The organism is Pseudomonas sp. Nvir (genome assembly GCF_963778085.1).
In the GTDB taxonomy this organism is placed as follows: domain Bacteria; phylum Pseudomonadota; class Gammaproteobacteria; order Pseudomonadales; family Pseudomonadaceae; genus Aquipseudomonas; species Aquipseudomonas juntendi.
The window spans coordinates 731,046-754,249 of the sequence record NZ_OY970405.1 but is presented as its reverse complement, the minus strand read 5'-3'; the positions used below and the strand labels follow the sequence as shown (position 1 = coordinate 754,249).

Annotated in this window: 30 protein-coding genes, 1 tRNA gene and 1 pseudogene; 22 read left to right on the top strand and 10 right to left on the bottom strand. The window is 58.3% G+C overall.

The window, feature by feature from the left end:
• Nucleotides 1–30: 30 nt before the first annotated feature.
• The gene (locus AACG97_RS03845; protein ID WP_009686079.1) at nt 31–1,017 is read right to left on the bottom strand and encodes a hypothetical protein; all 987 of its coding nucleotides are present in this window, start codon (nt 1,015–1,017) and stop codon (nt 31–33) included.
• 204 nt (nt 1,018–1,221) lie between these two features.
• Here AACG97_RS03845 and AACG97_RS03840 point away from each other — a divergent pair, with 204 nt between their 5' ends.
• A complete protein-coding gene (locus tag AACG97_RS03840; RefSeq protein WP_009686078.1) occupies nt 1,222–2,697 on the top strand; it encodes a PAS domain S-box protein in 1,476 nt (491 codons plus the stop codon).
• A gap of 238 nt (nt 2,698–2,935) precedes the next feature.
• Entirely contained in the window at nt 2,936–4,321 is a 1,386-nt protein-coding gene (locus tag AACG97_RS03835; protein ID WP_197886544.1) for a GntP family permease, read from the top strand.
• A gap of 47 nt (nt 4,322–4,368) precedes the next feature.
• Here AACG97_RS03835 and AACG97_RS03830 read toward each other — a convergent pair whose 3' ends face one another.
• The 3 genes from AACG97_RS03830 to AACG97_RS03820 form a co-directional block, all read right to left on the bottom strand.
• Entirely contained in the window at nt 4,369–5,067 is a 699-nt protein-coding gene (locus AACG97_RS03830; RefSeq protein WP_009686076.1) for a hypothetical protein, read from the bottom strand.
• Nucleotides 5,068–5,417: 350 nt separating this feature from the next.
• Nucleotides 5,418–5,873, bottom strand: coding sequence for a GFA family protein (locus AACG97_RS03825; RefSeq protein WP_064314579.1), 456 nt, complete (start codon nt 5,871–5,873; stop codon nt 5,418–5,420).
• Between the two features lie 112 nt (nt 5,874–5,985).
• A complete protein-coding gene (locus tag AACG97_RS03820) occupies nt 5,986–6,345 on the bottom strand; it encodes a hypothetical protein (protein WP_197886543.1) in 360 nt (119 codons plus the stop codon).
• A gap of 844 nt (nt 6,346–7,189) precedes the next feature.
• On the opposite strand from AACG97_RS03820, the gene AACG97_RS03815 reads away from it, so the two are divergent.
• Nucleotides 7,190–8,398, top strand: a complete 1,209-nt coding sequence (locus tag AACG97_RS03815) for a site-specific integrase (RefSeq protein ID WP_232555186.1) — start codon at nt 7,190–7,192, stop codon at nt 8,396–8,398.
• On the opposite strand, the gene AACG97_RS03810 is transcribed toward AACG97_RS03815, so the two are convergent.
• Complete coding sequence (locus tag AACG97_RS03810) at nt 8,399–8,950, bottom strand: hypothetical protein (RefSeq protein WP_232555185.1); 552 nt, start codon at nt 8,948–8,950, stop codon at nt 8,399–8,401.
• 190 nt (nt 8,951–9,140) lie between these two features.
• Here AACG97_RS03810 and AACG97_RS03805 point away from each other — a divergent pair, with 190 nt between their 5' ends.
• From AACG97_RS03805 to AACG97_RS03730, 16 genes are all read left to right on the top strand, one after another.
• Nucleotides 9,141–9,314: a helix-turn-helix domain-containing protein gene (locus AACG97_RS03805; RefSeq protein ID WP_115295239.1), complete on the top strand. Its 174-nt coding sequence runs from the start codon at nt 9,141–9,143 to the stop codon at nt 9,312–9,314.
• Nucleotides 9,311–9,757 carry a hypothetical protein gene (locus AACG97_RS03800; protein ID WP_232555184.1) on the top strand — a complete coding sequence of 149 codons (447 nt, stop codon included), beginning with the start codon at nt 9,311–9,313 and terminating at the stop codon, nt 9,755–9,757. Before AACG97_RS03805 ends, AACG97_RS03800 begins: the two co-directional genes overlap by 4 nt.
• Nucleotides 9,754–9,951, top strand: coding sequence for a hypothetical protein (locus AACG97_RS03795; protein ID WP_232555183.1), 198 nt, complete (start codon nt 9,754–9,756; stop codon nt 9,949–9,951). The genes AACG97_RS03800 and AACG97_RS03795 overlap by 4 nt, the downstream gene beginning before the upstream one ends.
• A complete protein-coding gene (locus AACG97_RS03790) occupies nt 9,948–10,217 on the top strand; it encodes a hypothetical protein (protein WP_232555182.1) in 270 nt (89 codons plus the stop codon). Before AACG97_RS03795 ends, AACG97_RS03790 begins: the two co-directional genes overlap by 4 nt.
• Complete coding sequence (locus AACG97_RS03785) at nt 10,214–10,507, top strand: hypothetical protein (RefSeq protein WP_232555181.1); 294 nt, start codon at nt 10,214–10,216, stop codon at nt 10,505–10,507. Before AACG97_RS03790 ends, AACG97_RS03785 begins: the two co-directional genes overlap by 4 nt.
• On the top strand, nt 10,504–10,635 hold the full coding sequence (locus tag AACG97_RS03780; protein ID WP_290371024.1) for a hypothetical protein: 132 nt from the start codon (nt 10,504–10,506) through the stop codon (nt 10,633–10,635). Before AACG97_RS03785 ends, AACG97_RS03780 begins: the two co-directional genes overlap by 4 nt.
• Before the next feature lie 3 nt (nt 10,636–10,638).
• Nucleotides 10,639–10,926, top strand: a complete 288-nt coding sequence (locus AACG97_RS03775) for a hypothetical protein (RefSeq protein ID WP_232555180.1) — start codon at nt 10,639–10,641, stop codon at nt 10,924–10,926.
• 57 nt (nt 10,927–10,983) lie between these two features.
• Nucleotides 10,984–11,388, top strand: coding sequence for a hypothetical protein (locus AACG97_RS03770; protein WP_182407805.1), 405 nt, complete (start codon nt 10,984–10,986; stop codon nt 11,386–11,388).
• 463 nt (nt 11,389–11,851) lie between these two features.
• On the top strand, nt 11,852–12,280 hold the full coding sequence (locus AACG97_RS03765; RefSeq protein WP_232555179.1) for a hypothetical protein: 429 nt from the start codon (nt 11,852–11,854) through the stop codon (nt 12,278–12,280).
• A complete protein-coding gene (locus AACG97_RS03760) occupies nt 12,280–12,573 on the top strand; it encodes a hypothetical protein (RefSeq protein ID WP_232555178.1) in 294 nt (97 codons plus the stop codon). The genes AACG97_RS03765 and AACG97_RS03760 overlap by 1 nt, the downstream gene beginning before the upstream one ends.
• A 307-nt stretch (nt 12,574–12,880) precedes the next feature.
• The gene (locus tag AACG97_RS03755; protein WP_232555177.1) at nt 12,881–14,170 is read left to right on the top strand and encodes a tyrosine-type recombinase/integrase; all 1,290 of its coding nucleotides are present in this window, start codon (nt 12,881–12,883) and stop codon (nt 14,168–14,170) included.
• 3 nt (nt 14,171–14,173) lie between these two features.
• Nucleotides 14,174–14,404, top strand: coding sequence for a helix-turn-helix domain-containing protein (locus tag AACG97_RS03750; protein WP_232555176.1), 231 nt, complete (start codon nt 14,174–14,176; stop codon nt 14,402–14,404).
• 81 nt (nt 14,405–14,485) lie between these two features.
• Entirely contained in the window at nt 14,486–15,643 is a 1,158-nt protein-coding gene (locus tag AACG97_RS03745) for a phage major capsid protein (protein WP_232555175.1), read from the top strand.
• A 129-nt stretch (nt 15,644–15,772) separates the two neighbouring features.
• Complete coding sequence (locus tag AACG97_RS03740) at nt 15,773–15,970, top strand: hypothetical protein (protein ID WP_145913855.1); 198 nt, start codon at nt 15,773–15,775, stop codon at nt 15,968–15,970.
• A gap of 258 nt (nt 15,971–16,228) precedes the next feature.
• Nucleotides 16,229–16,588 carry a hypothetical protein gene (locus tag AACG97_RS03735; RefSeq protein WP_191087282.1) on the top strand — a complete coding sequence of 120 codons (360 nt, stop codon included), beginning with the start codon at nt 16,229–16,231 and terminating at the stop codon, nt 16,586–16,588.
• Entirely contained in the window at nt 16,588–17,175 is a 588-nt protein-coding gene (locus AACG97_RS03730) for a tail assembly protein (protein WP_145913853.1), read from the top strand. Before AACG97_RS03735 ends, AACG97_RS03730 begins: the two co-directional genes overlap by 1 nt.
• Nucleotides 17,176–17,284: 109 nt before the next feature.
• On the opposite strand, the gene AACG97_RS03725 is transcribed toward AACG97_RS03730, so the two are convergent.
• Nucleotides 17,285–18,766 (bottom strand): hypothetical protein, encoded by a 1,482-nt coding sequence (locus AACG97_RS03725; RefSeq protein WP_232555174.1) that lies wholly within the window; start codon nt 18,764–18,766, stop codon nt 17,285–17,287.
• Between the two features lie 407 nt (nt 18,767–19,173).
• On the opposite strand from AACG97_RS03725, the gene AACG97_RS03720 reads away from it, so the two are divergent.
• Nucleotides 19,174–19,314, top strand: coding sequence for a hypothetical protein (locus AACG97_RS03720; protein WP_232555173.1), 141 nt, complete (start codon nt 19,174–19,176; stop codon nt 19,312–19,314).
• Between the two features lie 98 nt (nt 19,315–19,412).
• Nucleotides 19,413–19,564, top strand: a pseudogene (locus AACG97_RS03715) (recombinase family protein); the annotation flags it as partial.
• Between the two features lie 2 nt (nt 19,565–19,566).
• Here the strand turns inward: AACG97_RS03715 and AACG97_RS03710 are convergent.
• The 4 genes from AACG97_RS03710 to AACG97_RS03695 form a co-directional block, all read right to left on the bottom strand.
• Entirely contained in the window at nt 19,567–20,061 is a 495-nt protein-coding gene (locus tag AACG97_RS03710) for a hypothetical protein (protein WP_232555172.1), read from the bottom strand.
• Nucleotides 20,061–20,984, bottom strand: coding sequence for a hypothetical protein (locus AACG97_RS03705; RefSeq protein ID WP_232555171.1), 924 nt, complete (start codon nt 20,982–20,984; stop codon nt 20,061–20,063). The genes AACG97_RS03710 and AACG97_RS03705 overlap by 1 nt, the downstream gene beginning before the upstream one ends.
• A gap of 236 nt (nt 20,985–21,220) precedes the next feature.
• Nucleotides 21,221–21,296, bottom strand: a tRNA-Thr gene (locus tag AACG97_RS03700).
• Nucleotides 21,297–21,367: 71 nt separating this feature from the next.
• Nucleotides 21,368–21,778: a pilin gene (locus tag AACG97_RS03695; protein WP_029884908.1), complete on the bottom strand. Its 411-nt coding sequence runs from the start codon at nt 21,776–21,778 to the stop codon at nt 21,368–21,370.
• A gap of 215 nt (nt 21,779–21,993) precedes the next feature.
• Here AACG97_RS03695 and AACG97_RS03690 point away from each other — a divergent pair, with 215 nt between their 5' ends.
• On the top strand, nt 21,994–23,202 hold the full coding sequence (locus AACG97_RS03690; RefSeq protein WP_197885154.1) for a type II secretion system F family protein: 1,209 nt from the start codon (nt 21,994–21,996) through the stop codon (nt 23,200–23,202).
• Nucleotides 23,203–23,204 lie beyond the last annotated feature (2 nt).

The following is a 23,204-nucleotide window of genomic DNA, read 5'->3' as shown; positions in this document are numbered from 1 at the left end:
CCAGTGAAACGGGCAAACCTGGGCGGGTGATCACACATTCACGACCCGGGTCTTGCGTGACGACAGGGCGAAGCGGCCTGCCACAACGCTCAAGGCAGCGCCAAGCAGCAGGGTTACCAGCGTGCCCCAGGCGGCTTTGGACACGTTGCTGGCCGCTACCTGGGCAGCTTCACGCGCCTGTTGCTCTGCCTGGTCTTTCAGCACCTGCACCTGCTCGGCGGCTTGCTGGTAGGCACGGGCATAGTTATCCACGATCTGCTGGGCCTCCTGCTGGCTCTTGCCCGTGCGCGCCGCCACGATGTTGACCAGGGCCTGCTTGTCTGCCGCGCTCAGCGCAGGCTCACCGGCCTTGCGTACCCGGTCGAACCATTGCTTGAGCTGGTCAACGGCCTGGGTCGGGTCCTCGGCGGCAATACGGCCCGCCGACTCACCCTGCGCCTGCGCCTGATCGGCCTGCTGCTCCAGGTTCGACGGGTTCAGTTCGGCCTTGCCGGACTGCTGCAGGGTCTTGTTCAGCTCCGCTTCCAGGCTGTCCCAGTCGAGCGAAATGCCCTGCTTACCCAGGCGCTCTTTGATGCCTTGGCCGACTGCCGGTGCGGCGGCAGCCACACCATCCGCGGCAAGCGACAGGCCTTTACCGGCAATATTGCCGGCAGTGCCGACCACGCCCCCGGCCAGCGAAGCCAGCAGCCAGGTCGCCAGCAATGTGGTCACCGTCCAGCTCAACAGGCCATGCAGGCCACCGCGGCCCGGCGCCGTGCGGCCGGCAACCCAGGCACCGGCGGCGACCGAAACCAGGGTGCTGACGAACAACCACACCCCCGCACCTGTGCCAAAGCCACGCAGCGGGTTGCCATCGGCCATCGCGTCAACGGCTCCGGCCCCGATGGCGGTGCCCAGCACACTGAGTACCAGGTAGGTAGCCAAGGCAATGGCCCCCCCGGCGAAAACTGCACTCCACGACACCCGCAGCGGGCTCACGGCATTTGCCGGGGTGCTTACATAGGCTTCAGTCATCTATGCATCCTCGTCAATGGGAACTGGCTGCACCGGCCACGGGTGCCTGATGCAACGTCATGGCCAGTTTGCGGGTCCCATGCAAGGGTGTATTGATGCATCTGCCCCACCCGCACTAGTGCATTGGCACCAATCTGCCGGTGCCTGCTGCGTTTATGCTCAACGCCAGTCACAACACCAGCCACTACCGACCGGGGGACGCCCATGAGCGACGCCGTGCTTGCCCGTGAAACCAACCGCCGCCAGCTGCAGCAGATAATTGCCGGGCTTTCGGATGGCGTGATGCTGCTGGAAGTGGACCAGACCATCATCTGGGCCAACGAAGCCGCCCTGCGCATGCACGGGGTCGACAGCCTGGAACAGCTGGGCGGTGACGCCGAGGGTTATCGCCAGCGCTTTGCCCTGCGCTACCGCAACAACCATCCACTGGAAGCCGACCAGTACCCCATTGCCCGCGTGGCGGCGGGGCAAGTGTTCAGCGATGTCGTGGTCGAGGTTTCGCCGGTTGGTGATGAGGAGGCACGCAGCCGGGTACACCGGGTGCGCAGCATGGTGCTGGAAGACAGCAAGGGCGAGGCCGAATCGTTGGTGCTGATACTGGCCGACGCTACCGAGTGGGCCAGCGCAGAGCAGCGCTTTGAAAAAACCTTCAACGCCAACCCTGCCCCCGCCGTTATCTGCCGCCTCAGCGACTTGCGCTTCATCAAGGTGAACCAGGGCTTTCTGGAAATGACCGGGCATGTGCGGGAAAACGTCATTGGCCGGTCGGTGTATGAAGTGGACGTGCTGGAAAACGCCGAGCGCAAGGAGTTGGCGATCGAGCGCCTGATAGAAGGTGCGACCATCCCGCAGATGCAGGCCGAGCTGCGCTTGCCAGAAGGCGGCACCAAGCTGGTGATCGTGGCCGGGCAGCCGCTGGACATGCACGAAGAGGATTGCATGCTGTTTTCGTTCACCGACCTGGAGCCCCGGCGCAAGGCGGAGAACGCCCTGCGCCAGAGTGAAGAGCGCTTTGCCAAGGCGTTTCGCCTGAGCCCTGTGCCGACCTTGCTGTGCAGCGCAGACAAGCAGCAACTGATCGATGCCAACGAAGCGTTCCTCGACAGCCTGGGCTACACCGCCCAGGAGCTGATCGGGAAAACCGTGGCCGAAATCGACTTCTTCGCCGACCGCGGGGTGGCAGCGCAGGTGTTCGATGCGCTGGAAAAGAGCGGGCGTATCGAGGCGCTGGATGTGAAGCTGCGCAAGAAAGGTGACGACCCGCTCGACTGCATGCTGCAAGCCGACACCGTGAGCCTGCTGGACACCCCGTGCTACCTGCTGGTGCTGATGGACATCACCGAGCGCAAGCGCTCGGAGCTGGAACTGGTCGAGGCGATCGAGACCGTCATGCAGGATGCATCGTGGTTCAGCCAGACCTTGATCGAGAAGCTGGCCAATGCCAAACGTATCAACACCGGCCGGTTGCCCGATGCCTCGTTCACCGACCTTACCCGCCGCGAGCGGGATGTGCTGGCGCTTATCTGCGAAGGGCTGGCCGACAAGGAGATTGCGGCGCGCCTGAACCTGGCGCTGAACACGGTGCGCAACCACGTGGCAACGGTTTATTCCAAGCTCGATGTGCACAGCCGCAGTGAAGCGATCGTGTGGGCGCGGGAACGGCGTTTGTTCAGTACCTAATGGGTTGTTCGCGGCTGGGCCTGGCGCTGCCGCTGCCAGGGCCTACCCTTGACAGTATCCCGGTTGACCGCAAATACTCTGGGCAGATTCATATAGATGACCAAATAACAAGGTGAATCGTTCCATGACCGCACTCCCCGTCCCGATGCCTTTGCATGCTGGCCAGCCCGCACATTTGATTGCCCTGCCTGCACCTTCTGTTTGCCGCTGACGCGCCTGCCCAACCGAGACTCCTTGCATGACTCCCTTAGATATTCAGCTGTTGCTGACCGCCCTGGTCAGTGTTCTGGTGCTGGTGGCGCTGATCGTATCGCGCCTGAAGATGCACCCGCTTCTGGCCCTGCTGGTGGTGTCCATTGGCGTGGGCTTCGCGACCCATATGCAACCCGGCAGTATCGTTTCGCATCTGCTCACCGGTGCTGGCAAGACACTGGGTGCGGTCGGGGTGGTGATTGCCCTTGGCGCCATGCTGGGCAAGATCCTGGCGGATGCTGGCGTTACCGAACAGGTCGCCGATGTGATCCTCAAACGCACCCCCGACCGGCTGATCCCCTGGGCGATGATGATGGTGGCCTTCGTCATCGGCATCCCGATGTTCTTCGAGGTGGGCCTGGTGATCATGCTGCCGTTGATTTTCAGCGTGGCACGCAAGCTGGAGGGCAAGGCGCGCTTCAAGGGCTCTGCCTATGTGTACGTGGGAGTGCCAGTGATTTCCGCCTTGGCGGCCATGCATGGCATGGTCCCTCCGCACCCAGGCCCACTGACCGCCATTGCCGTGCTCAAGACCTCGGTTGGGCCGACCATGCTTTACGGCTTCCTTGCCGCGATCCCTGCCATGGTCCTGGGCGGCCCGTTGTACGGCATGTTCATTTCCCGGCGCATGAGCACCCGCCCCGATCAGGCACTGCTGGACCAGTTCACCCTGGCTGAGCAGGCCGACGGCCAACCCCGCCCCGGTGTATTGATCGGCATGCTGGCCGCGCTGCTGCCGGCGATCCTGATGCTGGTGCATGCCGTTGCCGAAATGCTGCTGCCCAAGGGCAATGCGCTGCTGGAATTGGCCAGCTTCCTTGGCAACCCACTGATCGCCATGCTGCTGGGCGTGCTGTTCGCAGGCTTCAGCCTGGTACTGGCGCGCGGTGGCAACGCCGAGCAGTTGCGCGATGCGCTGGGCAAAAGCCTGAAGCCGATTGCCTCGATCATCATGATCATTGCCGGCGGCGGCGCTTTCCAGGAGATGCTGACCAGCGCCAAGGTTGGCGATGCCATCGTGCACCTGACCCAGCAATCGGCATTCCCGCCGTTGATTCTGGGGTGGCTGATCGCCATGCTGCTGTCGGTGTCTACCGGCTCGGCCACCGTTGGCATCGTCGGCGCTGCCGGCCTGCTGGCCCCCTTGGCAGGTGCTGACCCCAGCCTGAACCTGCCCTTGCTGGCCCTGTCCATCGGCTGTGGCTCGCTGTTCTTCAACTACGCCAACCATGCCGGCTTCTGGATGGTGAAAGAGTCGTTTGGCATGACCATGGGGGAAGCGACCAAGACCATCTCGGTGGTGCAGTCGATCGTGGCGGTGGTGGGGTTGGTCGTGGTGTTGGTGGTGAATGCGGCGGTTGCGGTGGGCTGAGCCGGGTGAGCGGGTGAGCCAGTTTTCCTGGCTCACATGCCCCGGCGTCAGTAGCCGCGCTCCCTCAGCTTTTCTGCCAAGGGCGGGTAGTAGATCTGGCCAATCTCATCCGCAGCCCACCACGCCCAGTGCAACAGGCAGAGCGTAATGCCCCCCAGCACCAGATAGCCCTCCCAGCCAATCAGCTCGGTGACCTGATGCATCAAGCCAGGCAACTGGTAATGCGCCCCGACATTGGCGTTGGCAATGGCCATCACCACCAGCCCGAATACCAGGACACCGGCCTGGTAGCGCTGCTGACGCCACACCTCCCGTTGCTGGCTCTTGCTGCGCCAGTAGTTGAACAGGAACTCATTGCCCTCACGAAGACTGTGCTCTTTCAAGGCGCTATAGGTCACGTGATTGTGTAGCAGGGAGTAATCGCGCCGGCTCTGTAGCCAGTGCCAAGGGATGTAGGAACCAAGCATGACCGCGACCTGCGCAAGCACTGGAACGCACACCGACACGGCCAGGCAAAACACCACGACACTCACAAAGATCCGCCCGATATTCCCCCAGACCGTAGCCATGTCCCCCGAGAAATCCAGCAGAGTGGTCCCCAAGGCTGTCATGAAAGCCATATCCATGAACAGGCACACGTAGGTGAGTTTCAAGGCCCAACGCACCTCCCAGGCTTTCTCGAATACTGCCCCCGGCAGCCCGGCGATAGGGTTGGTTGTTTTCAGGCTGTCTCTGTTCTGATCCATGCAAAATCCTCGGCAGTTGGCATTGGCCAGTGAATGGTTACTGCAAAGTGCTGGCAGCGCGCCTTGCCTGATTACCATGCCCGAGAGCGGCGCAAGCGTTCCACTCAACTTGAGCCATTTGCTATTCCCTTGCGTCGCCACCTCCCCCTGTAGGAGCGGCCTTGCGTCGCGATGGGCCGCAAAGCGGCCCCACTGCCAGCCTCGGACTCGCCGTTCATTACCCGCTATGGCGTCAGTCTGGTGCCTTTCGAGCTGGCCTGCACGGGCTGGGCTGTGGCGGTTTAAGACCTACACCTACCCCGTTGGCGAAAGCCAGATCCCGAAGACCCACGCGAACATGGGCGATGCCCTCAGCCCTGATCACACGCCGGGTTAGCTGCATACCGCACCCACCCCGCAACCTCCGCGCCACCCCCCACCCGATCCTTGGGATGAACACGCCCTTCACTGACCGCCACCTCTGCAAAATCGAACGGGCTCATCCCTTCGATACACGCAACGTTCACCCCATACTGGTCCGGCGAGGAACGCCGCTGGTGAAAGGTGTAGATGCCGCACTTCGAGCAGAAGTAGTGCTTGGCTTCCCGGGTGTGGAACTGATAGAGCGTCAGCGCCTCTTCACCTTGGGTGACCGTGATATCGCCCAGATTGACCGACACCGCCACCGCCCCGCGCATACGGCACAGCGAGCAGTTGCACCTGCGTGCGGTGCGCAGACCATCGGTCAACCGCAGTGAGAAACGCACGGTGCCGCAATGGCAGGCTGCTTGGTAGACAGGGCGGTTATCGTTGTTTTTATCCGTCATGGCGTTTCTCCCGTTTGAAAGGCCAGCTTGCCGGACTGGCCGCAGATGCCCGAACACAGGGGCTACCGCTATCGGGCTGGCCAGTACCGCGCCCCATGCAGAAGCGGTCAGGCTAGGTGTAAGTGAAAATAATCAGCGCGGTGGCCAAGAGGATGTGAATCATCAAAAGGCTCACCAACAATCGCCTCATGCTTGAGGGGAAACGTTTGACTTCATCGAAGTCAATCAACCCCCTGCGCAGGAAGATGCTAGGTATGGCCAGCACCATGGAGATCAAACCCGTACGCATAACCTTGCCCAAAAGACCTGCATGTTGAAACGTAATCTTATTACCGGTCACGAAGCTACAGCGCGTTAGCAACGACTCGTAGTATTCAGTGTATTTATGTGCGATGAAACACTGCACGACCATCGCAAGCATCATGGGTGCAAGAATCAGAATCGCAATGAGTCCAGGCTCAATTTCATTCACTCCGATACCTCGCCGTACAAAAAGTCACCAAACATTTCGCCCGCCTTGCCCCCTCCATCTCCGAGGACTTTACCGCCCACTGCTCCTCCGACGACAGCACAAGCCAGCGCACCAGGGCCGCCTGTACTGACGCCCAGAACAAAGGCACAGATACCGGTCCCTGCCATACCTCCCAGGAAGGCGGGTCAGCGAGAGTGCAGGACGGTGCACGGTGCGCGGCGCTTGAATCGAGCCGGCCAGATCGAGCGCCGGGTTTTGAATGTAGGCGCGATCACTCGGTTTGGCCGTGCGGCATTTGAGGTCGCTGAGCGGAGTGGCTAGGCGTGGCATTGGGGTACGCTCTCCATTCAGGAAAGACGCTGTAACCCAAAAAACACCCCCGGTTATTGGGGATTTAGTGGGTTCCCGACGGTCGGTCTTGGAGACGAAAAACCGGCCAGAAGGGTAATGCCCGTCAGTTAAGAATTACTGGGGCTGCTTTGCAGCCCTTCGCGGGCACGCCCGCTCCCACACGTCTGGCGGTGAACGCAAGAAATGCGCGATCCCTGTGGGAGCGGGCGTGCCCGCGAAGGGTCGCAAAGCGGCCCCAAATTACTTAACTGACTGGCATTAGCCATAAGGCCGGTTTAGAGGGCTTCCAAAGCATTCAGCGCAATGCAGTGGAGCTGGATGTGGTGCCGGAGACAGGAATCGAACCTGCGACCTTCGCGTTACGAGTGCGTTATAGTGCCCAGTGATTACAGGGGAAATCCCGTATTCATTGGGGAATATCGTCTGGTTGAGTCCACCGAGACAGGTCCGTATAGTCATTTTTGCTGTCACCCTGCTGTCACGGACAACCACCATGAAAACCAAGATCACCGCCAAGGTTCTATCCAGCATCCAGCCGCAAGAGAAGGCATATCGCATCCACGACACCGCACAGCCGGGCCTGTCGATCAGGGTGCTGCCCAGTGGCCACGCCAGCTATATGGTGACCTGGGGGCGGAACCAGGCCGCCACCTTGGGGCGAGTTGGCATGATGACCCTGGACCAGGCGCGCACCGAGGCTGCTCGATGGCTTGCTGAGGCCCACGCCCACGGCACCCCACTGGTGGCTACCAAGAGTAAGCGTCGAGCTGCGCACACCCTTCAGAGCTACCTGGAGGAGAGCTATTACCCGTGGCTGGAAACCCACCACAAAGCCCACCAGAAGACGCGACACGCCATAGAGTACAGCTTCGGCGCACTGATGCGTAAACCGCTGACAGACATCACCCAGCGCGATCTAGAGGCTATGCGGGTGAAGTGGTTGGCTGCCGGGCTGAAGGATGCCACCGCAAACAGGAAGCTGGCAGCCCTCCGCGGGGCGCTTTCCAAGGCAGTCGAGTGGGGCGCCCTTGATCAACACCCGATGACCAAACTGAAGCCGATGCGGCTCGACACCCGCGCCCGGGTTCGATTCCTATCCTCGGAAGAGGAACGGCGGTTGCGTCAGGCTCTGGACGATCGGGAGGAGCGCATTAGGGGCGAACGTGACAGCGCCAACCGGTGGCGCCGGGAGCGGAAGAAAGAAGAGCTACCCGACTTGAGGGGCAAGAAGTTCGCCGACCATTTGAAGCCGATGGCGATCATCAGCCTGAACACCGGACTGCGCAGAGGCGAACTTTTTAATCTAACTTGGCCGGATATTGATTTTTCACAAAAGACGCTGACGGTAGTTGGGGAGGGCGCAAAGTCAGACCAGACCAGGCACATCCCACTGAACAAGGAAGCGCTGGAAACTATCAAAGAGTGGAAAATCCAGTCTAGTGGCCTACCCCTGCTCTTTCCAAGCCGGACTGGCGGCGTAATGGATAATGTCAAAAAGTCTTGGGACGGGGTATTGAAAGAAGCAAAAGTGAGCTCATTCCGCTGGCACGACCTTCGACACACCTTCGCCTCAAAACTAGCAATGAAGGGCGTTCCGCTCAATACGATCCGGGACCTATTGGGGCATGCCGACCTCAAGATGACTCTGAGATACGCCCACTTAGCCCCTGATACAAAGGCGGCTGCCGTGGAGTTGCTCTAGTCAGTCCCAGGACGGACTGTCTGGCGGATAGTGACCGTGCTCTAGCGCGAAATCAATTACATCATTGATCTTTGCCCAATTCTTTCTGACAGTTTTCATATCAAGCGGCTGCTTATTTCTGAAGTAATTTTTAGTTAGAGCATCCAATAACTCTTCGTCATCACTGGGCAATGAGAAATAAACACTGTCATCTCCATTGAACTCTGGAGTGTCGTGTATGAACCGCAGTATCGCCGTTTCTCTCTGCGAGAGTGTATGAGGCATCATGATTGCGGTTCTAATGAGCCTTGTAGGCGAATCCACGCTATAGATTAGGCCAAGCACGTCCAAAAAATAGAGCTCATCACTCACTGGATATGAAAACGTGTAGTCACCCAAATAACTACTATCCATTCTGACTGTGTTGAATAGTTCCTTCAGAGCTCGCTCAACCTGGGTTGTTAAAGAACGCTCTTCGATGCGAGCCAAGAGTTCAAGCCCAAATTTCAACTCTGGAGAAACCCTTAGAGATAGGGTTTCCGCTTTGACTCTGTTGGCCGGGGCCTTTGCCATACCGATCTCCTCAATCCATTCGCGGCAGCATGTCACAGACCTTGCGCTGTGTCGATACGTGTCAATGGGTGTCCTTTCGAATCCATGAGTGTAAGAAAAATGTGGACACATCACATTCGCTTGACTATGGTGTCCACAAACTTCAATACACGAGGAGATTTCAGTGACTACCGCAGCGATCACTCAACCCATGGCAGTCGGCCCAGAGGAAGCGGCTCGACTGACAAGCCACAGCCGGAGCGCCATTTACAGCGCTATCGCTAAAGGTGAACTGCAGGCGTTCAAGTCGGGAAAGCGCCGATTGATCTTGGTGAAAGAGCTCGAGGCGTGGATCAACCGTGTCGCAAAGGAGAGCAGCCGGTGAGTGGCGTGGACTCCCTCCCGGCTGAGGCCGTGGTGGCGCTGAATTTGGATCAGCGGCGAAAGCTTGCCGGCCTGGTGGAAGCTGAGCGGCGCAAGGCGAGCTTGTGGTGGACTTTCTTGAACGAGATGCGGATCAGGGGAGAGCTACCTGTTTGGGTGAAAACCCAAGACGTCGGAACGGCAGGCGACCATGATCACTGGCTGCAGCTCCGTGAGGAAGTGAATAAGGCGATGTTCGGAAAGGTTCGGCATATCGCCCTAGAGGGAGAGCCGGAATGGGTAGGCATAACGCTGGATGGTCATCAATGGGGGTTAACACAGCGCCCTAGCCCCTTGGAGGCAATACAGGGCACTGAGTCAGTAGAGCAGTTGCAGGAGAAGGTGTTGCAGCACCTTTCCGGGGATATCGCATTGGGTAGCACCAACGAGAGGAAAGCATCGTGACAGAACATCTCAACCAGTACAACACCTGCTCGCCAACGGGCAGCGGTCAAGAAACGAAAAGCCGCGCCCTCGCCCACCGCAAAATGGCGCTCAGTGCACTTCACGCAAACTCTTCGCTGTCCGGCCGCTTGAAGCGCTACAACCACCACATGGATCAGGCTCGCGCCCTTGAAGCTCAAGGGGGTGCCGAATGAAAAACACCACTAACAAAACTGTGTTGCGGCCGGCCTTGCTCGCTGACTTCGAAGTCCACCATCACAACCAAGCCAGGGATGAGTTCAAGAAGCTTGAGCGGATCATCACGAACTTGATCATCCCTGCACTTGGACAGCAGCACCCCGTTTCCAAGAGTCTCTACGCCCATATGGAAAACGTCCGTCTGGGTACACAGAATTTCTGCTGGCAGCACCGTCATTGGGGTTATAGCTACAGCGCTTCTGTAGCAGGAGGCGCCCAATGAACAACCTCCCAAAAGCGGTGATTCTCGAAGGTGAGGTTCTCTCGGAGGCGGTGCTTGATGCCCGCGCTATGTGCTCCATGAACTTCGCCCGGGATGAATTCAATAAGCTTTACGACCTGCTCTACCCCGTGTGTGAGAGCCATGAGGAAGGACCGATGCGCGACATTGCGCGGCATCTTGAGCAGGTCCGAATTTTCAGCCGCAATTTCTGCTGGGCTCATCGCCACTTGGGAGCCTCTTATGGCCTTGTAGGCGAGCGGCCCGGAACAGACGAGGAGGTGAAGGTATGAGCTCGGTGCCCCCTCTCGTCGCAGCCGTGATTGCGCAGCAAGCCAGCATGGTTTGGGAAGCCGCCCAGCCTCTGCGTGCATCGCACAACGTCGACAGCCTCACGCCGATCAACTTCAACAGGAAGTAACCCATGAAGAACCAAAACAGTGCGCAAGCGCTGACGGGATCGGCTTGCCCGAAGAAAGCCACTGAACTGTTTTACGTGAGCCATCCGAAGATCGAACGGGACTTGCTGGGGCCCTTCTTGAGCCAGGCGGACGCAGAGTGCGGTCGCGCAGTTTTGCGTAGTGCTGATGCGGTTGTGACTGCCTGCCTCATCGACTCGCTGGACGAGCTGACCTACTGGCACGCGGTGAACAACGGTCAGGTTTGCCGGGCCTTTGCTGGCGCCTGCTCGCCGGAGGTGAGCCATGGGTAAGGCGACCAAGGCCGATCAGTCCGATCCGCGGCTGAATGGTGCAGAACTGAGGCTCTGATGGCCAAGAGGAAAACCCGCCGCGACTCAGATTGGGGAGGTCGTGGCGCGTACATGATCCCCAGGCTGCTGGGCGAGCATCCCGATTTTCTGACGATGACCGGCTCCGAACTGAAGGTGTTCATGCTGCTGCTCTCGCAGTACCGCGGGAACAACAACGGCGACCTAGCGGCCACGCACTCGATGATGGAGGAGCGCGGCGGCATGGCTGAGGGAACGCTAGCCAAATCGCTGCAGGGGTTGCAGGAGCGAAACCTGATCGTGAAGAGCAGAACGAACATGAAGGGGCGGGAGGGTGCTAGGTGCGCGTTGTATGCATTGACCTGGTTGCCAATTCACGAATGCCCGGGAAAGGGGCTGGAGATCGGCCCAACGACCACTGCCTTAAGACGGCTGACCGGTTGATGTTTACCGGCTTCATTTTTTGAAGTCGAAGGCGCGATTTTTTGAAGCCTTCCCGAGGTTTTCGAGCTTTTGAAGGCCAATAAGGCATCAATTTTTGAAGCGTTACCGGCCTTTTGAGGGCAGTTCCAGCTTCAAAAATTGAGCCCCTTTATAACTATTACCACCACAGGGATTTGAAATGAGCCGAGTTACGACGGAACAAGCCCGGTGCAGATCGCAGGCCGATGCCGGATGCAAGCGAGCGGGTGGGTACACGTTCCTGGTGTTCGAGTGGCTTCCGTGGACTGCTGCAGGTTGCTGCCGCAAGTGCGCGGTGTTCGTGAAGCCGCAATTACTAGCCGCCCAAGCCTGCACGCTGGCCGGGCACCTGGAGCTGGTCGTAAACAACGCGCCCCAGCAACTGACGCTGGATTGCCTGGCGCCAGGTCAACGGGGTGCAGCAAACGGCACGAGGTGCAGCTAAATGCGGCGCGTGGTCGGCAATCAACCCGAGCAAGGCAGTGCTCCTGCCCTGCTCTCCAAAGGCCAAGCTAAGGCCCAGCGTTTTTTGCTGGATCTGCTGGCGCGCGGGCCTGTGCCGACAAGCGAGATCAAGAGAGCCGCTCAAACCTCCGGTTGTGCCTGGGCGAGCGTGCGCCGAGCACAGCAGGCCGTGGGGGCCAAGGCCGTTCGGCACGGCGAAGAAGGGCGGAGAGGTGGCGGCTCTTGGTGGTGGGTGTTGGGTGCATCGGTAGTTGAGCACCTTAAAGATTCTCCGAATGAGCACCTAAATGTCTTGGCCAGCGAGCCCACCTTTTCCGATGAATTCCGGCCTAAAGCTGGGGTGGCGCTATCGGCTTTGAGCACCTTAACCGAGGAATTTGAAATAGGTCCCGATGAGGAGGAGCTGTGATGGCAGCCGTCGACTTTTTGCGCGACCAAGGGCTCTCTGTTCGCAAGCGCGGCATGCGGGTAGTGGTCGGCCCCAAGGCGCTGATCACCGACGACATTCGCCGGTACGTCAAAGCGCACCGGCTGGCGCTACTGGCCGAGCTGGCAGCGAACGACGGCCTGGAGCGCCGCTGCAACTGGACGGTGCTGGTACCTGGGTGCCGGCCGTTCACCATGATCAGCGAGCCGATCACCCGCGACGAGGCCTTGGCAGATGTTCGTGTGCGCTGGCCAGGTGCGGAGGTGGGGCCATGACAAGCCGTAGCAGGCGGCTAGGCGAACAATCGTCGCGCGCTCGTCGAGGTAGGTGGGAAATCTCATCCACCGTGGCGTTATCAACACCCTGTGTAGGAATCAACACGGTGGATTGTCGTGACAGATCATTCGGTCTGTTTCGGCTGATCTGGTCCGAATCAGCTCAATTGGCCTACCTCCAAGAAGTGATGCCCGCCAAAGGTGTTGCCATGACAGCAACACCCTTGTCGCCCAACTCAGCTAGGCATTTGAAGTCCGAAAATCCGACTTCAAGGAATGTTCACCCTGTATCCGCGAGGCGTGATGCATGACCACCAAACACATCACATTCACTGACGCCGAGATCCGCAAGCAAGCCGGCCAGCCGGTGCGCCAGTTGCGTGACCCGCGCTATCCCGAGCTGCGATTCCGCTATTCCACCGTCGACCGCACCCGGGGCGCTTGGCACGTTGTCGTCAGGGGCAAGTGGGGCAAGGCCGGCGACTTTCCCAGCCTGACCACCAAGGCCATGCTCACAGCGCTGCCAGCCATCCTGGGGCGCCGTGCCGCAGACGCCGAGGCCACCTCGCTGACCAGCACCTGGAGCCGTACCGGTGAGCTGCTGGACTGGTACCTGGACCGCATGCTGCGTGATCGCAACCTGTCGGCCAAGCGCAAGGCCGGCGCGAAGTCGGCGATCACCTGCCACCTGGCGCCACGGCTGCATGATTTGCCGCTGGCCGAGGTGAGCAAGGCCACACTCGACCAACGCCTGATGTGGCCACTGCAGGAGCGCTACGCCCTGTCGTTCTTGCGCCTGGTGTTCAACGTGCTGGCGGTGGCCATGCGCAAGGCGCACCGGCTCGGGATGATCGAGCAGAACCCCATGGGCTCGCTGCGCTTCGGGGATTTCGTCGGGGTGCGGATCAAGCCCAAGTCGTCACGGCTGCGGGAGCGAGACTTACCCGAGCTGCTGGCCAAGCTGGCTGGTTGGAGCGAGACCCGGCCCGGTGACGCCCTGCTGGCGCTGATGATGCTGTGCCACGGCACCCGCCTGGGCGAGACGCGCAGCGCACTGTGGCGCAACGTCGATCTGCAGGCCGGCCAGTGGTTCATCCCCGCTGACGACACCAAGACCAAGCAGAACCACACCCTGCCGCTGACCCGTCAGGCCTGCGCATTGCTGAGCCGCTATCAGGCCCAGCAGGCCGCGCAGGGCTACCAAGGTGCGTACCTGTTCCCGGCCAGCCGTCGCGGGCCACTGGGCGCCACGACAGCCAGCCAGGTATTTGCCGAACTGAGCGACCGCCAGTGGACCAGTCACGACGTGCGCAAGGTGGCCCGCACCTGCTGGATGGACCTGGGCGTGGATTACCTGGTGGGCGAGATGCTGGTGAACCACGCCCTGCGCAACATGGACGCCACCTACATCCACACCACCGCCGAAGCGCTCAAGCGCCAAGCACTGGAGCGCTGGCACGACCATTTAGACGGGCTCGGGTTGAGCGCACTCACAGGCGAGACATACCCGAGATACGCAATTTCACAAGATTCGCCACAGGCCACAGACCACGGGGCCTCTAGCGAAAACCCGGATGCATCACAGAGGAGTATGTAAATCATGGTCGACGTTGAACAGGACGTTACCGAGCGGCTGGCCCAGGCCGGCATCACCCCGCTGATTGGTGGCCTGGTACCCGAGCCAGCCACGGCAGACCTGTTGGGATATGCCCCCAGCTACCTGCGCCGCCTGGCTGCCGAGGGTCGTTCACCGCTGCCATTCGTGCGCCGTGGTAATCGGCGGTTCTACAAAATAGCCGACATAGTGCGCTTTGCGACGCATACCGACTGAGGACGTCGAAGTTAACCGCTGACCGGGGTGTGCGTGCGCGCATAGGGTAGACGGCATCGTTTACACACCCCGGAGAACCCTATGCCAGATCCCTATCAGCAGGACATGACCCAGCTGAATCAAACGCTGCAGAACATCGGCACGCAGATCGCTGACTTCAAATCGTCCTCTGCAGAGAAACAAACCGAGTTCGGCGCCCGCCTTCAAGAAATCGAGCAGAAGATGGTGAATGTCAGCGCCCGCCGAGGCGCTAACGACGATTCCACCGACTCCAACGCTGTAACTGCCCAGGTCGTGGCCGCCGATGGCATCGCCGGCTTCCGCAACGGTATAAAGTCCACCGGCCAGATCAATTGCAAAGTGGGCGTCCGCGCAGCCATCACCAGCCCCAACAAAGGCGTCACTGGCTCGACCAGCTATCCAACTGCCCCGCAGCGTGATGGCGCCGGCATCCGTGGTATTCCGCAGCCGCGGCTGAGCTTGCTGGATGTGCTGCCGATCGTGCCGGTCACCAGCGCTACCTACGAGTTCGTTCGCCTCGACGGCTACATCAACGGCGCGGCCTACCAGAAAGAAGAAGGTGAGGAGAAGGCCGAAGGGTCGATGCCAACCAAGATGGAGCGGGCGGAGATCGCCACCATCGCCACCTGGATTCCGGCGAGCCTCCAGGTGCTGCAGGACAATGACCAGCTTGAGGGACAGATCAACACGCTGATGAGCGTGGGCGTGCGCCAGAAGTTGGAAGCCGAACTCATCAACGGCGACGGCGGCGCGGGGGAAATCCTCGGGTTCAAGAAGCAAGCCACCGCTGCCGGCATCACCACCGGTAAGCCGGCTGACCGTATTGGCGCCGCCCTCACAGACCTCAAGGCCGAAGGTTGGAACCCGAACGTTATCGTGATGAACCCGCGTGACTGGTTCGCCATCGAGAGCGAGCGCGCCGAGGATGGCGACGGCCAGTATGTGATCGGTACACCGCGTGATCCTGCGCCACCCAGCTTGTGGGGCACTCCAGTCGTCGTCACCAACGGTATGCCGCAGGGTGAAGCATTGATCCTTGATACCAGCGTGGCAGCGCTGCTGGACCGCCAGGAGGTAACCGTTGAGGCCAGCCGCCATGACGGTGACAACTTCCGCCGCAACATGGTGACCATCCTGGCAGAGCTGCGCGCTGGCCTGGCTGTGTTCGCTCCCACAGCTACTCGACTCGTCACGCTGGCCGGCCCGCCGACACCGTGACAACGAGCGTGGGTTAGCTGTGAGTGCCACGACCTCCTAACCGCAGCAGCCGGAGCCCTTCTTTCCTTTGTGGGGTGATCCGGCACTGGCCCGCACTCGCGGGCCTTTTCATTCACACCGGAGAAGACCATGAGCCATACCCATCTACCCAAGCCAGTTCAACGAGCCCTCAACCAGATCGCTCACAGCCGCGCCCTGCTGCGCCAGATGGAGGAGCGTGAGCGGTTGAGCAAAGAGATTGATCGACTGTTGGCCACCGGCCTGAGCGCAGCAGAAGCGCTGGAAAAGATCCGGTCGGCGCCGCCGTACAAAGCGCCGGACTACTGAGGGGGGCGGGTCGAAAGTCTAGAAGGTCCGCTGACCTAGACCGCTATCGACCCCACGTGCAGATTTTTTCCCCCTTTAACAAAAAATGTTAAAGCGACGTTAACACCCATGCCGAACGTGCATGGGGCTGTAAGCCACGGAAACAGAGGCATAGACGGCGTTAGGGCCCTCTGGCGGATGTTAACCGGGTTAACAGCTTTAACCTCGAAAAGTTAACGCTTTAACACCGACGAGTTAACACCTGGAGGCTAACCGCTGATGACCATTCAACCAGCTCCGTCCACCTTTCAAGAGCGTTTCGCCCGAGCCTGCGACGTGGCCACCTTCACCCTGGACAAAGGCGGCCCCTGCTATCTGCTATGGGAAGTCGAGCACGTCCAGGCCGGCCAGAGGGTCAAGCTCGATGGCGTGTTCTTCACCGAGGAGGAGGCCCGGATATCCGCCGACTTGCTGCGTGGCAGCCTGCGCGGCGCTCGCGCTTCCATGTGCAGCTATGCGCCGAACTGGAACCCTGATCCCGCCCGGGAGGCCGCCATTCACCTGGAGGCGTTGCAGTGTCGCGAGATGCTTGCCCGGCGCCTGGGCATCCACCTGGCTATGCCACAGGAGGCCGTGTAATGGCCGCAACCGTGATCGACTACGCACCAAAGACCAAGATTCGCCTGGGCGGTTTCTTGGGCAAGAAGTACGGCAAGCACCACCATTTCTTGCTCGATCGCGGTGACGCGAAGGAAGCCGCCAAAGCGTTGGACGCTAACTTTCCAGGCTTCACACGTGACCTACTTGACGCAGAGGGTCGTGGCCTGCGCTTCGCGGTCTTCAAGAACGGCAAGAACATAGGCGATGGTGAGCTAGACCTGGGCGGTGCTCGAGAGCTTTGGTTGGTGCCGGTAGTGCATGGCAGCAAACGTGCCGGGCTGTTGCAGACGATCGTTGGAATCGCGTTGATCATTGCTGGACCGTTCACGGGAGGCACCACTTACGGGCCAGGTGTCGCGTTGGTCGCTGGAGGTGTCATTCAGATGCTCAGCCCCCAGGCGAAGGGGCTGTCACAGAGCGGCGCGCCCGAGAACCTGCCTAGCTACGCCTTTGGAAGTGCCAAGAACACCACCGCTAGTGGATTACCGGTACCGATCTGCATCGGCGAGCGCCGCTGGGGTGGAGCCATCATCTCTGCATCGATCGAGGCGCAGGACAAGGCTTAAAGTGAGCCAGGATCACTTTGAATACTCCGAATTCCGGGTGTAGGGGGTGTCCTCAGATCTGAGGACACCTTTAACCCGCCAAGCATTACAAGCCACTCCACCGTATCACTTAGCTAGTGAATTTTTGCTTGATAGCTTCGTAATTTTTAAACATCGCATTGTTGTCAATTCCACCGGAGGACCAATCTACGGCTATGACAGCCAGGATCAATTGTATCCAAACCAGATACCACATCCTCCTTGAGTATTTTTTCATCCAGCCCAAATTAGATAACTGAAGCTCAGCATTGGTTATATCATGCCGGGCTTTGATTTTATTCCTCAAGTCGACTGCTAGCGTGCTCATATATTTTAGATTGGTCCGCAAGTAATCGACATATGCAGACTCGAACCAGTGCGAGCTTTTCTGGAGCGAATCTAACCGCCCCTCAATTATATTTAGATTCAAATCCTGAGATATTAAAACTTTCAAATTTTCTGTATTTCGCCTTGAACTGAATGCATCCAAACGATTGAGTAGAGGCTTACTACCCCCTGAGTCTCCACCAAACAAAGCACCAATACGCTCCCCACAATTCAATATCCGCTTCTCTATCGACTTCAAATATAGGAAAGCGGCATATTTGGTCAGACCAGGTTGGTCTGAATTTATATATTGATCAAATTCTTCAATTTTTCCGCGATCCTCGCTATGTATGAATATTCCGTCCACGCCAATCCGCGTAGGTACTCGGTAAGTTATAAATTCCTCACCGAGCACATTCCCAATCCTAGCAGATAAAAACTTTGAGGATGGGTCAACTACCACTCTATGGCAAGGAGATTCCTCGAATTCATCCCTGAAATAAGGGTAGGCCGAGTCCCTTGAAAAGTCAGCCACCCTAGTAATATCAGCATCACCCTTCTTAACGCCCCACATATTCAACAATGCGATAATCGCCTGATTTGATTCATCTACGATATTTTTCGCCACAGCAAAAATGTAATCTTCGATCTGATTATGTCTGTCGTGATGTCTGATAACGGGAAATTTTTTTGAAAATGGGTTCAGAGAAAACAAAGAAATATAGCGCTTGATGTGAGCCACACTTACTCTAGAAAGTCTCAGGGTAGCCGATGATTTGAGATATACATAGAGACTAAGGTAAATAATCCCATTGGGTAAATACAAGATATTAGCCGAACATGATTTTGGCAACTCAGCAACAAGGGAGATGCGCATAGCAGGACAGATCAAGTCATTGGAGAAATCAATGAAACCCAAAGATTGGTAACCCGATCCAAAGAAATTAATATCTAGCTCCTCTTTAGCAGGACCAAAATTTGTGCTATTTCTGTACATGTGACCATGAATTTTAGTCGCTTCTTCTTTGCTTAATGGCATTACTGCATGAACACCCCGCCAAGTGGTTTTATCGTCCATTAAGCTGGCTTCTGAAACCTTTTCATCCCAGCGGTTGATTTCAAGTTCAGCCGATCTATTCGAACTATACTGCTGGGCTAGATACCTCAAGCGCGGACCCGCGAGAAATGGTGCCTTCCTAACCAAACAAAGCAGTAATACAGTTAGCTTAGCCTTGAGTCGGATCATGTTCAGCCTATGCGGTGTCATTTGGCTGCTACATTGATTGGCCTTTTCTAAAATGGCAAGAGGGGAAAACGCACTTCAGTTGGGGTGGGGGGCAAGGTACGGTCTCCTCCTGGCGATGGAGTCGATAGTCGGAGCACCCTCATACAGCGGTGGATTAAAGAGTGAGGTAGTCCACATCGAAGCACCACGGCGGAGAGGATTTGGCAGTGATCGAAAGCATGTTATGTATCGCGGACCACCACACTTAGAGATTTGCCCGTGCGTCCCCTACCTCTGCCAAGCGTTGCGGTAATCGAAAACGCAGATAGCAATCTTGATCCCGCGCTGATCCTGACACGGGAATCGCGGACGAACCATGAGCTATTCCGACCAGCCTGTGTGCAAGCAGCCCTGGCATCGAAGTCTACTTGAAAGCGTTCATCGCGAAGAATCAGAGCGTTGCCATAGCGAAGATGAACGGCATTACGATCTACGCCAATGCGCTGGGCACTATTCATGGTCAGCCGATAAACGGACAAACCAGCGTGACCAGTAATATCAACGACTAAAGGCTAGTCTTCGAATCTCCCAAAGACTAGAATCGTGAACCAAACAATATGAGTTACTGCTACTGCAGCACCGAGAGCGCCAGATTTAGAGAGTTTAGAAGGCTAAGCCCGCAGGGACGTATCAGGGCCGACCGGTTTATGAGGGACTGCATAAACGGCTGAAGGAGCTGCTGGGCGCCGGCCTGGGCAGTCGGGCAACGTAAAGCACGCGAACTGCTCTAACAAAACCGTGCTCTGGATTAAATCTTGATCTCAATCGGCAGATTGATTGTTTGAGCCCTTCTTTTTCTCATTAATCATTTCATTGTAACGATCAACCTGGAGCTGCATTAGCTGATGCGGAAGTGTAAGAGAGATAATAAAAGCAAGCGTCGCCATCGACAGATAAGTTCTTTCAAGCCACATCAAAAGATCACCAGGATCCTTACTTTTCATGAGCAAGTTTGACGCAAAAATAAGACCAAGCACGCTCAAGTAGAGCATGAAAAGCCACTTATATCGAATGATACGATTCACAAAGGTAGTTTTTTTGGAGGCTGCCTCCCTCCAAATCTTCGCCGTTGGCTTAGGCTCAATTAGCAAAGTAAGGACCGTCATAAGGAAGCCCGCCAGTATAGCGAAGACATCTGTAATCATAGACCTAGCGTCGTCGCTCTCATGGATCAAAGGCTGCCCCTTCCAGCCGCACCAGCAGCTGACAAAAAGCGCGCCTAAGAAGAAGAACACACGACGCCATTCAATTTTCATCATTGCTCCAGCAGATTCTGCTTAACCAACTGCCCATAGTATTTGATAATACCATCCCAGACATTTACATGGTTTAGCGAGGTTCCATTTTTCTCAACAGAGATAGTGGAGTGCAGCTTTACATCCTCACTAGTAATTGGCGTTCCATCTCGCGTCAATATAGTGAAACTATCTACAGGGGACTCATCATCACCTAAAACTTCGTTGGCAAAATCGGTGATTGTATCTTTCGACTCTACCGTTGCCCGAGAATTCCCCTCCAGCCCGATCTCAAGAGCGACGGTCATATTCTCAAGCGCCTTTTCTTGAGAACGATCAGGGTCCTTACCAATCAGAGCCAGAACCTCATCACCAACCGAGGACATGACTTGCCCGAACCAGCCCTTTTCAGCTTCTGGCAAGCTGAGCTTGTATGCGTTTACGTTCAGTCTAATGGTCTTAGCCCCCTGGGCATTAAGGAGGGCGACCTTGTCGATATTACTCGACGGATGAAGTTTTATAGCATCAAGGGCGTGCCCCTGCCCCTTGATCAGTTGAAAGAAATAGGATGTGCATTTTTGGTGGGTCAGGCCGTGCCCACAGAACAGCACGTTATGGCTGTTCACGAGTACGTAGCCCTCACCCGTCTTGAACTCTTTGCCAGCCGGGGCGCCTAGACTTCCTTCGTTGTCCTGCTTCCCGGCAGCTTTAGGCGTCAAAGTCGAGTTAAGGGTGCCTGGAGAGTAGCGCGTCAGGTGGTACAACCGCCCCGCGGGCGAGTCACGGAAACGCTGGATGCGTATGACATCCTCAAACAGCTGGATTTCGGTCTGCCCGATAGTGAGGGCGTCCGAAATATCAATCAGCGTCTCGCTTATGTCGACGAGATGACCAGCGAGGTTCATCAATCTGAAACAGTAGATCCGCTTCGGTACTCGACTCATTGCCACACCCTAAACACAATTTTGGTAAAGGATGACACATGGAGTCTAACCAGCAGATGACCTCGGATTCCGGGTCAGGCAGCGATTGGGGACGTCCATTTGCACCCACCATACACCCACAGATAAAACCGCGAGGAAACTGCTAGGCCGAGAGAAAACCCTCTCCAATTGCTGTCACGCTGCTGTCATGCATGAGAAAAGCGAAAACTGAATTTAACCTAAAGCCTTGATTTTACTGGTGCCGGAGACAGGAATCGAACCTGCGACCTTCGCGTTACGAGTGCGCTGCTCTACCGACTGAGCTACACCGGCGTGTAGCGCAACGTACCACTGCTCGCACCTGTTACGCAAACCCCTGTTTCCACTACTTTATTGCCCTGCCCTCAGGCCCCCTTGCAGCCCTTCGGCGCCAGGTCTTCTTCGATGTCGGTGGTGCACGCCCAGCCCGTTGCCGAACGGGTCAACGTCAGGGCCTTGCCCAGCACGGTGGCCGGTGCGTCCACCAGGGTGCACACCAGGCTGCCGCTGCTATCGGCCGCCTTGCCGTTGGCGGTGATCGCGCAATGCGCCGTTGCCGGCTGGCCGCCCAGTTCGGCTACGCCGGCTACATCCTTGCCGTCGTTCAGCCGCAGGTCCATCGCCGTTTTCAGGGCGCTGATTTCCAGCAAGCCGGCCGCGGCCTTGGAGCGGGCCTGGTGGTTGGTGTACATCGGTAAGGCGATGGTCGCCAGAATGCCGATGATCGCCACAACGATCATCAGTTCGATCAGGGTGATACCGCGTTGCCCTTTCATGAACAGTTTCCTTTTTGATACGCGTACTCGTTAGGGTCAATCTCGCCCCAAGCGACAGCGGCGCAGTAGGCCTGAACAGTCACCTTTTGTCACCCCTGCCTGCTTGGGCTTCATCATCGCTGAACTACTCTAGTGAGCATCATGGACGCGCGCCCTGGCATAGGCGCGGCAAGCTGTTTCGAGGCTTGTCGCACGGGCAACAAAAGGACCTTCGCATGACCACTACCACCCCCCTCTACAGCTGGCACGGCACCGACGCCAACGGCGCGCCGGTCAGTGGCCAAACGCCTGGGCCCAGCCCGGCCCATGTACGTGCCGGGTTGATTCGCCAAGGCATCAACGTGGCCAGTTTGCGGCCGGCCAGCGGGCTTGGCCTCAAGCTGCCAAAGCGCCGGGAAAAGGCCGACCCGGCAGGTTTCAGCCGGCAGTTGGCGACCTTGCTCAAGGCCGGGGTGCCGCTGTTGCAGGCGTTCGAGGTGATGGGGCGCAGTGGCTGTGGTGCCGCCCTGGCTGCGCTGCTGGTTAGATTGAAACAGGATGTAGCTGCGGGCCTGGGGCTGGCGAATGCGTTGCAACGCCACCCGGGCTGGTTCGATGCGCTGTACTGCAACCTGGTACGGGTGGGCGAACAGTCGGGCACGCTGGACCGGCAGCTGGAGCAGCTGGCAGGCATGCTGGAACAGCGCCGGGCGCTGCAGAAGAAGGTGCGCAAGGCGATGGTCTACCCGTTGCTGCTGTTGCTGACCGGGTTGGGCGTGTCGGCGGTGTTGTTGCTGGAGGTAATACCCAGGTTCGAGGACATGTTCGCAGGCATGGGCGCGCAATTGCCGGCATTTACCCAGTGGGTGATCGACTTGTCCACAGGGTTCGGCCGGTTTGCGCCGATGTTGCTGGCGCTGGGCCTGGTGCTAGGTTTTGCCGGGCGCCAGCTGTGCCGCCGGCATGCGCCTGCGCGGTTGTGGCTCGGGCGCCTGGTGTTGGGCTTGCCGGTATTCGGCACGCTGCTGGGGCAGGCCGCGTTGGCGCGCTTTGCGCGTAGCCTGGCAACCGCTTATGGGGCCGGGGTGCCCTTGCTGGATGCCTTGGGTACAGTGGCGCGGGTGACCGGGGGCCAGTTGCATGAACAGGCGGTGCTGCGCTTGCGCCAGGGTATGGCCAATGGGCAGGGGCTGAACCAGGCGATGGCGGGTGAGCCGCTGTTTCCACCCTTGCTGGTGCAACTGACGGCCATCGGTGAAGCCAGCGGCACGCTGGACACGATGCTGGACAAAGCCGCCAGCCATTATGAGGAACAGGTCAGCCAGGCGCTGGACCAGTTGACCAGCTTGCTGGAGCCGGCCATCGTGCTGGTCCTGGGCTTGCTGGTGGGTGGCCTGGTAGTGGCGATGTACCTGCCGATCTTCCAGTTGGGTAGCTTGATCTGAAC